This window comes from Mesorhizobium captivum (assembly GCF_033977165.1).
Taxonomy (GTDB): domain Bacteria; phylum Pseudomonadota; class Alphaproteobacteria; order Rhizobiales; family Rhizobiaceae; genus Mesorhizobium; species Mesorhizobium captivum.
On the sequence record NZ_JAVIJB010000063.1, the window covers coordinates 23,502 to 29,672 of the forward strand.

A 6,171-nucleotide genomic window follows, 5' to 3' on the forward strand; every position below is an offset into this window, starting at 1 on the left:
CGCACCTTAAATCGGCAGCGCGCCGGTTTCCTTTAGCGTCTCCAGCACGATCGCCGTTTTCACATGCTGCACGGATTCATGCGGCAACAGCACGCCGTTGACGAACTCCGACAATGATTTGAGGTCGGGCGTCACCACCTTCAGGATGTAGTCCATCTCGCCGGTCAGCGCGTGCGCCTCCTGCACCTCGGGCAAGCGCGCCACCAACTCGCCGAAGCGGCGAGCATTGTCGCGGTTGTGCGTGGCCAAGGTCACCGAAATCACATTGACCAGTGAGAAGCCCAGCCGGTCGCGATCGAGCACGGCGCGGTAGCCTTTAATATAGCCATCCTCCTCCAGCCGCTGGCGGCGGCGCGAGCATTGCGATGGCGACAGGTTGACCCGCTCCGAAAGGTCGTTGTTGGTGAGCCGCGCATCGCCCTGCAAAAGCGCCAGTATCTTGCGGTCAAATTGATCGAGGCGCGCATCTTCCATGGATTTTCCTCCGATCATGCACGATCCACGCACATGAAGAGCATTTCAAGCGGTTGAATGCAAGCACTGTGCGGTCGTTTTGCGTTATCATCAGCTAGATTGGCCAACCACGGCCGCAACAGCTATCGGAGGACTGCCATGGGCCCCTTCCCGCACGATGCACCGCCCGCCAAGATCAGCAAGGCGAATCCCGCCGGCACCGACGGTTTCGAATTCGTCGAGTTCGCGCATTTGGAGCCGGCAAAACTCGCCGAACTTTTCACCCGCATGGGCTATGTCGCGGTGGCGAAGCACCGCACGAAGGCCATTACCGTCTGGCGCCAGGGCGACATCAACTACGTCGTCAATGCCGAGCCCGGTTCACATGCGATGAAGTTCGTCGAAAAGCACGGCCCCTGCGCCGCCTCGATGGCATGGCGCGTGGTCGATGCCAAGCACGCCTTCGACCATGCCGTGTCGAAAGGCGCGACGCCCTATGAAGGCAAGGACAAGACGCTCGACGTGCCGGCCATCGTCGGCATCGGCGGCTCGCTGCTCTATTTCATCGAAACCTATGGCGAGAAGGGCTCGGCCTACGACGCCGAGTTCGAGTGGCTGGGCGAGCGCGACCCGAAGCCCGAAGGCGTCGGCTTCTACTATCTCGACCACCTCACCCACAATGTCTATCGCGGCAACATGGACAAATGGTGGGATTTCTATCGCGACCTGTTCGGCTTCAAGCAGATCCATTACTTCGACATCGATGGCAAGATCACCGGTCTCGTCAGCCGCGCGATCACCTCGCCCTGCGGCAAGATTCGCATTCCGCTGAACGAGTCCAAGGACGAAACCAGCCAGATCGCCGAATATCTGAAGAAGTACAATGGCGAAGGCATCCAGCACATCGCGGTCGGCACCGACGCGATCTACGAAGCCACCGACAAACTCGCAGCCAACGGGCTGAAATTCATGCCCGGCCCGCCCGACACCTATTACGAGATGTCGCATGAGCGCGTGCACGGCCATGACGAGCCGATCGAGCGGATGAAGAAGCACGGCATCCTGATCGACGGCGAAGGCGTGGTCGATGGCGGCACGACCAAGATCCTGCTGCAGATTTTTTCCAAGACCGTAATCGGGCCGATCTTCTTCGAATTCATCCAGAGGAAGGGCGACGAAGGTTTTGGCGAAGGCAATTTCCGCGCGCTGTTCGAGTCGATCGAGCAGGACCAGATCAAGCGCGGCGTGCTGAAGGTGGGCGGCAAGGCGGCGTAAAGCTAAAGCTCATTTGCGGCTCGATCGGCCGTGATCTAAGTTCTGGTCACAAGAGGTCGAGCCGTGAACGTCTCCATGACCGAAGCCAGGGCCAAACTGTCGGAACTCGTGAGGCGCGCGAAAGCCGGCGAGGAGATCGTGATCACCCGGCGCGGCAAGGCCGTAGCGCGTCTCTTGCCACCGCTGCCGAAGGGCGCCTTTTTACCACGCATTGGCGCCTTGAAGGGCAATATCCTTGTCGCCGACGATTTTGATAGCCTCGGCTCTGAATGGGCCGAATATCTAAGATGACAATTAGAGCCCCAGCCGTTCGACCTCAGCCTCCCTCAGCTTGATGTCGTAGTCGAGCAGAAACTCATCCAATTGCGGTGGCGGAACGGAAGTGCCGGAGAGCATCGCGTGCACCTGGCCGCGGTGGTGGATGTCGTGCAGGAAGACATGGGCGAGGATGTCGCCGATGCGCTCGGGGATCAGGCCGTCCTCACGCCGATCGGTGATGACGCGACGGTCGAGATCGGCCTCGGACAGGCGATCGCAGAAGGCAATCAGCTTGCGGTCGAAATCGGCCTGTGCCACCGTCAGGCTTGCCACGTCGTCGAAAGGCACGAAGGTATCGTAGGCCGCGGCGCCGAGGCCGCCATCCGTCAGGAAATCGAGATAGAGACGATCGACCGCAATGATGTGATTGAGCGTCTCCTTGATCGATGGGAAGAAGCTGGTGCGCTTGGCCTCGAACTCGCCGGGCTGGAGCGCCAGAACAGCGCGGTAGAGCCGGTCGTTCGACCAGAGATTGTTGCGCGCCATGCGGCGCAGATGCTCGAGCAGAGTCACCGTTCGGGCCTCACCCCTCGTGCTTTTCCACCTTCTGTTCGATGGCGCCGAAGATCGAATGGCCGGCCTTGTCCTTCATCTCGATGCGCACCGTGTCGCCGAAATGCAGGAAAGGCGTCTTCGGCCCACCGGCCTCGATGGTCTCGATCATGCGCAGCTCGGCGATGCAGGAATAGCCGGCGCCGCCTGCCGAGACCGGCCTGCCCGGCCCGCCATCGAGCTTGTTGGAGACGGTGCCCGAGCCAATGATGGTGCCGGCGGCAAGCGGCCGGGTCTTGGCGGCATGCACGATCAGCGCCGGGAAGTCGAAGGTCATGTCGATACCGGCATTGGCCCGGCCGAACGGCTTGCCATTGAGGTCGACCAGCAGCGCAAGGTTGACTTTGCCGCCGTCCCAGGCGTCGCCCAATTCGTCCGGCGTCACCGCGACGGGCGAGAAGGCGGAAGACGGTTTTGATTGGAAGAAGCCGAAGCCTTTGGCAAGTTCCGGACCAGTGATGGCGCGCAGTGTCACGTCGTTGACCAGCATGACGAGGCGGATCGCCTCTCTCGCCTCGTCCAGACCGGCGCCCATCGGCACGTCATCGACTACGATGGCGACTTCCGCCTCCATGTCGATGCCGTAGGCTTCGTCCGCCACGCGGATCGGATCGCGCGGAGCAATGAAGGAATCCGAGCCGCCCTGGTAGATCAGCGGATCGGTCCAGAAGCTTGCCGGCATCTCGGCGCCGCGGGCCTTCCGCACCAGCTCGACATGATTCACATAGGCCGAGCCATCTGCCCACTGATAGGCGCGCGGCAGCGGCGAATGCGCATCATGCTCGTGGAAGCGCGCCGAAGGCACGGCGTTGGTCTCCAGCGACTCCGCCATCGCCGCCAGGTGCGGCGCAATCCGCCGCCAGTCGTCTAGCGCCGCCTGCAGCGTCGGCACCAGGAAGGAAGCGTCGGTGAACCGCGTCAGATCGCGCGAGACGACGACCAACTTCCCGTCGCGCGTCCCGTTTTTCAAGGTGGCAAGCTTCATGCGGTTTCCTCTGCTCGCGGGCTTTGTGCCGCTTTGGATTTTTGTTTGCGCATGATCTTTCCCGAACCAAAGGTCGGCGAAAGCAAAAACCGATTCCCACTTTTGGGGATCATGCTTCAGTCCACAACAAAGCTGTTACGGGCGAACGTCAAGCCACCCGCCTCAGTTTTCCTGGCAGTAACGCCGGTCAGGACCAGTCGCCCTCGGGCGTACCGTTAAAACGCTTCTTCAGGTCGGCCCAGCAGTCAATGTAGTTTTCCTGTAGCGTGTCGAGCTCGGCGGCATAGCGCGTCAGCATCTGCGGGAAGCGCGTCTCGAACATGAAAGCCATGGTGTTGTCGAGCTTGACCGGCTTCAAGTCCGCGCGGGTGGCCTTCTCGAAGCCGGACGCATCAGGCCCATGCGCCAGCATCTGGTTGTGCAGGCTGATGCCCCCGGGCACAAAGCCTTCCTCCTTAGCGTCGTATTGGCCGTGGATCAGGCCCATGAACTCGCTCATGATGTTGCGGTGGTACCAGGGCGGCCGGAAAGTGTTTTCCGCCACAAGCCAGCGCGGCGGGAAGATGACGAAGTCGACATTGGCGGTGCCCTCCTCGCCGCTGGGCGCCGTCAGCACCGTGAAGATCGACGGGTCGGGGTGGTCGAACAGGATGGCGCCGACCGGCGAAAACGTCGCCAGATCATATTTATACGGCGCGTAGTTGCCGTGCCAGGCGACAACGTCCAGCGGCGAATGGTCGAGCTCGGTGACATGGAAAGTGCCGCACCATTTGACGATCAGCCGACAGGGCGTCTCCTTTTCCTCGAACCAGGCGCAGGGTGTCTTGAAGTCGCGCGGGTTGGCCAGGCAGTTGGCGCCGATCGGGCCGCGGTCGGGCATGGTGAACTTGGCGCCATAGTTCTCGCAGACATAGCCGCGCGCTTCCTTGTCGGCGAGCTCGACCTTGAAGACGAGGCCGCGCGGCAGCACGGCGATCTCGCCGGGCCTGAGCTCGATGACGCCCATCTCGGTGACGAGGCGCAGCGCGCCGACCTGCGGCACGATCATGAGCTCGCCGTCGGCATTGAAGAAATGGGCGTCAACCATCGAGCGGTTGGCGACATAGACATGCGCCGCCATGCCGGACTGACCGACCGCGTCCCCGGCAGTGGTCATGGTGCGCATGCCGGAAATGAAGTCGGTCGGCTCGGAGGGCATCGGCACCGGGTTCCAGCGGTACTGGCCGAGCGCCAGCTCATGATCGCCGATGTTGGGCGCGGTCTTCCATAAAGGGTATCTCATCCCCTTGAAGCGGCCGGTGTGCCGGACGCTCGGACGGATGCGGTAAAGCCAGGAACGCTCATTGGTGCCGCGCGGCGCGGTGAAGGGCGAGCCCGAAAGCTGCTCGGCATAGAGGCCGTAGGCCGGCCGCTGCGGCGAGTTGCGTCCCTGCGGCAGCGAGCCGGGCAGCGTCTCGGTCTCGAAATCGTTGCCGAAACCCGGCATGTAGGAAAAAGCCATCCGATCCTCCCTGATCCCGGTCTAAGCCTCGCATAGCCGTAGCTCACCGGGCGATGTTGACCAAACTGGTTTCATTTGTAACCATCGAAAATGTAACTATCAACGCCGAAGGCTGCATCGATGGCGCGCCAGATGGAACCGGAAATCCTCGAGCTCGAAAGCTTCCTGCCCTACCGGCTCTACCGGCTTGCCGATACCGTCAGCCGGGAATTCTCGCGCATCTACAAGGAACGCCACGGCCTGACGCGGCCGGAATGGCGCACGCTGTCAGGCCTCGGCCAGCGCGGCACGATGACGGCGACGGAGCTCGGCGAGCAGTCGGCCATGCACAAGACCAAGGTGTCGCGGGCGGTGGCCGAGCTGGAGCGTCGGCGCTGGCTGACGCGCACGCCCGACGAGAACGACCGCCGCATCGAGCATCTGACCCTGACCAAGGCGGGGCTCGCCGCGTATCGCGAGATGGTGCCGCTGGCGAAGGCGTTTGAAAGGGAGTTGCTGGCGAGGCTGAGTGCTGAGGAACGCGCCGCGGTTGTCGGCGGGGTGGCGGCGTTGGAGGGAGCTCTGAGCCAAAGCTAGGGTTCTGAGCCTTCTTGGGACAGAACTATGGATGCGTTGCTATGGCCGATGTGCAACCGACCACTGGAATGATTAAATCTTAGGTGGCTTAAGAACGGCGCGTCCAGCCCACTTGGCAATGCCGCAGTCCTAACCATTGGGTCTATTTCCGCGACGGTCTTGTGAAATACCTTCTCAATTTCGGACGTTCGGCGGCTTCGCTCAGAAAATAGTGATCGGTCCAGCAGATTAGGTCTACGCCTAGCGACCTCAGCAAATATCTGCCTCAGCTCGTGGTGCGGCCGCCCGTCCAAGCTCTCCAAGGCTACTACAAGCGGCTCAAGTAGGCGGTGTCGCTTCATAGAAAATGTCCACGCTGGCCAAGGCCCCTACCAATCCATTACCACCTTACCCGAACTGCCGCTCCGCATCGCATCGAAACCGACCTGGAAATCGTCGATGCCAATGCGATGGGTGATCAGGCCCGAAACATCGAGCGGGCCCTGTACGAGCGCGATCATCTTGTACCAGG

Annotated in this window: 7 protein-coding genes and 1 pseudogene; 3 read left to right on the forward strand and 5 right to left on the reverse strand. The window is 61.8% G+C overall.

The window, feature by feature from the left end; all coding sequences use genetic code 11:
- Positions 1-6: 6 nt before the first annotated feature.
- Entirely contained in the window at positions 7-474 is a 468-nt protein-coding gene (locus RFM40_RS31365; protein WP_320229045.1) for an Lrp/AsnC family transcriptional regulator, read from the reverse strand.
- A 138-nt stretch (positions 475-612) separates the two neighbouring features.
- Between RFM40_RS31365 and hppD the strand changes: the two genes are divergently transcribed.
- Together hppD and RFM40_RS31375 are read left to right on the forward strand one after the other, a co-directional pair.
- Positions 613-1,728, forward strand: a complete 1,116-nt coding sequence (hppD, locus tag RFM40_RS31370) for a 4-hydroxyphenylpyruvate dioxygenase (protein ID WP_320229044.1) — start codon at positions 613-615, stop codon at positions 1,726-1,728.
- A gap of 75 nt (positions 1,729-1,803) precedes the next feature.
- A complete protein-coding gene (locus tag RFM40_RS31375) occupies positions 1,804-2,019 on the forward strand; it encodes a type II toxin-antitoxin system Phd/YefM family antitoxin (protein ID WP_320278899.1) in 216 nt (71 codons plus the stop codon).
- Positions 2,020-2,022: 3 nt separating this feature from the next.
- Here the strand turns inward: RFM40_RS31375 and RFM40_RS31380 are convergent, their stop codons facing one another.
- The 3 genes from RFM40_RS31380 to hmgA all read right to left on the reverse strand — a co-directional run bounded on the left by RFM40_RS31380 (position 2,023) and on the right by hmgA (position 5,084).
- A complete protein-coding gene (locus RFM40_RS31380; protein ID WP_320278900.1) occupies positions 2,023-2,559 on the reverse strand; it encodes a DinB family protein in 537 nt (178 codons plus the stop codon).
- A 10-nt stretch (positions 2,560-2,569) separates the two neighbouring features.
- Entirely contained in the window at positions 2,570-3,583 is a 1,014-nt protein-coding gene (locus tag RFM40_RS31385; RefSeq protein ID WP_320229041.1) for a fumarylacetoacetate hydrolase family protein, read from the reverse strand.
- A 187-nt stretch (positions 3,584-3,770) separates the two neighbouring features.
- Positions 3,771-5,084 carry a homogentisate 1,2-dioxygenase gene (gene hmgA, locus RFM40_RS31390; RefSeq protein WP_320278901.1) on the reverse strand — a complete coding sequence of 438 codons (1,314 nt, stop codon included), beginning with the start codon at positions 5,082-5,084 and terminating at the stop codon, positions 3,771-3,773.
- Positions 5,085-5,216: 132 nt separating this feature from the next.
- On the opposite strand from hmgA, the gene RFM40_RS31395 reads away from it, so the two are divergent.
- On the forward strand, positions 5,217-5,660 hold the full coding sequence (locus RFM40_RS31395) for a MarR family winged helix-turn-helix transcriptional regulator (protein ID WP_320229064.1): 444 nt from the start codon (positions 5,217-5,219) through the stop codon (positions 5,658-5,660).
- Positions 5,661-6,028: 368 nt separating this feature from the next.
- Here the strand turns inward: RFM40_RS31395 and tdh are convergent.
- A pseudogene (gene tdh / locus RFM40_RS31400) lies at positions 6,029-6,171 on the reverse strand (L-threonine 3-dehydrogenase); the annotation flags it as partial.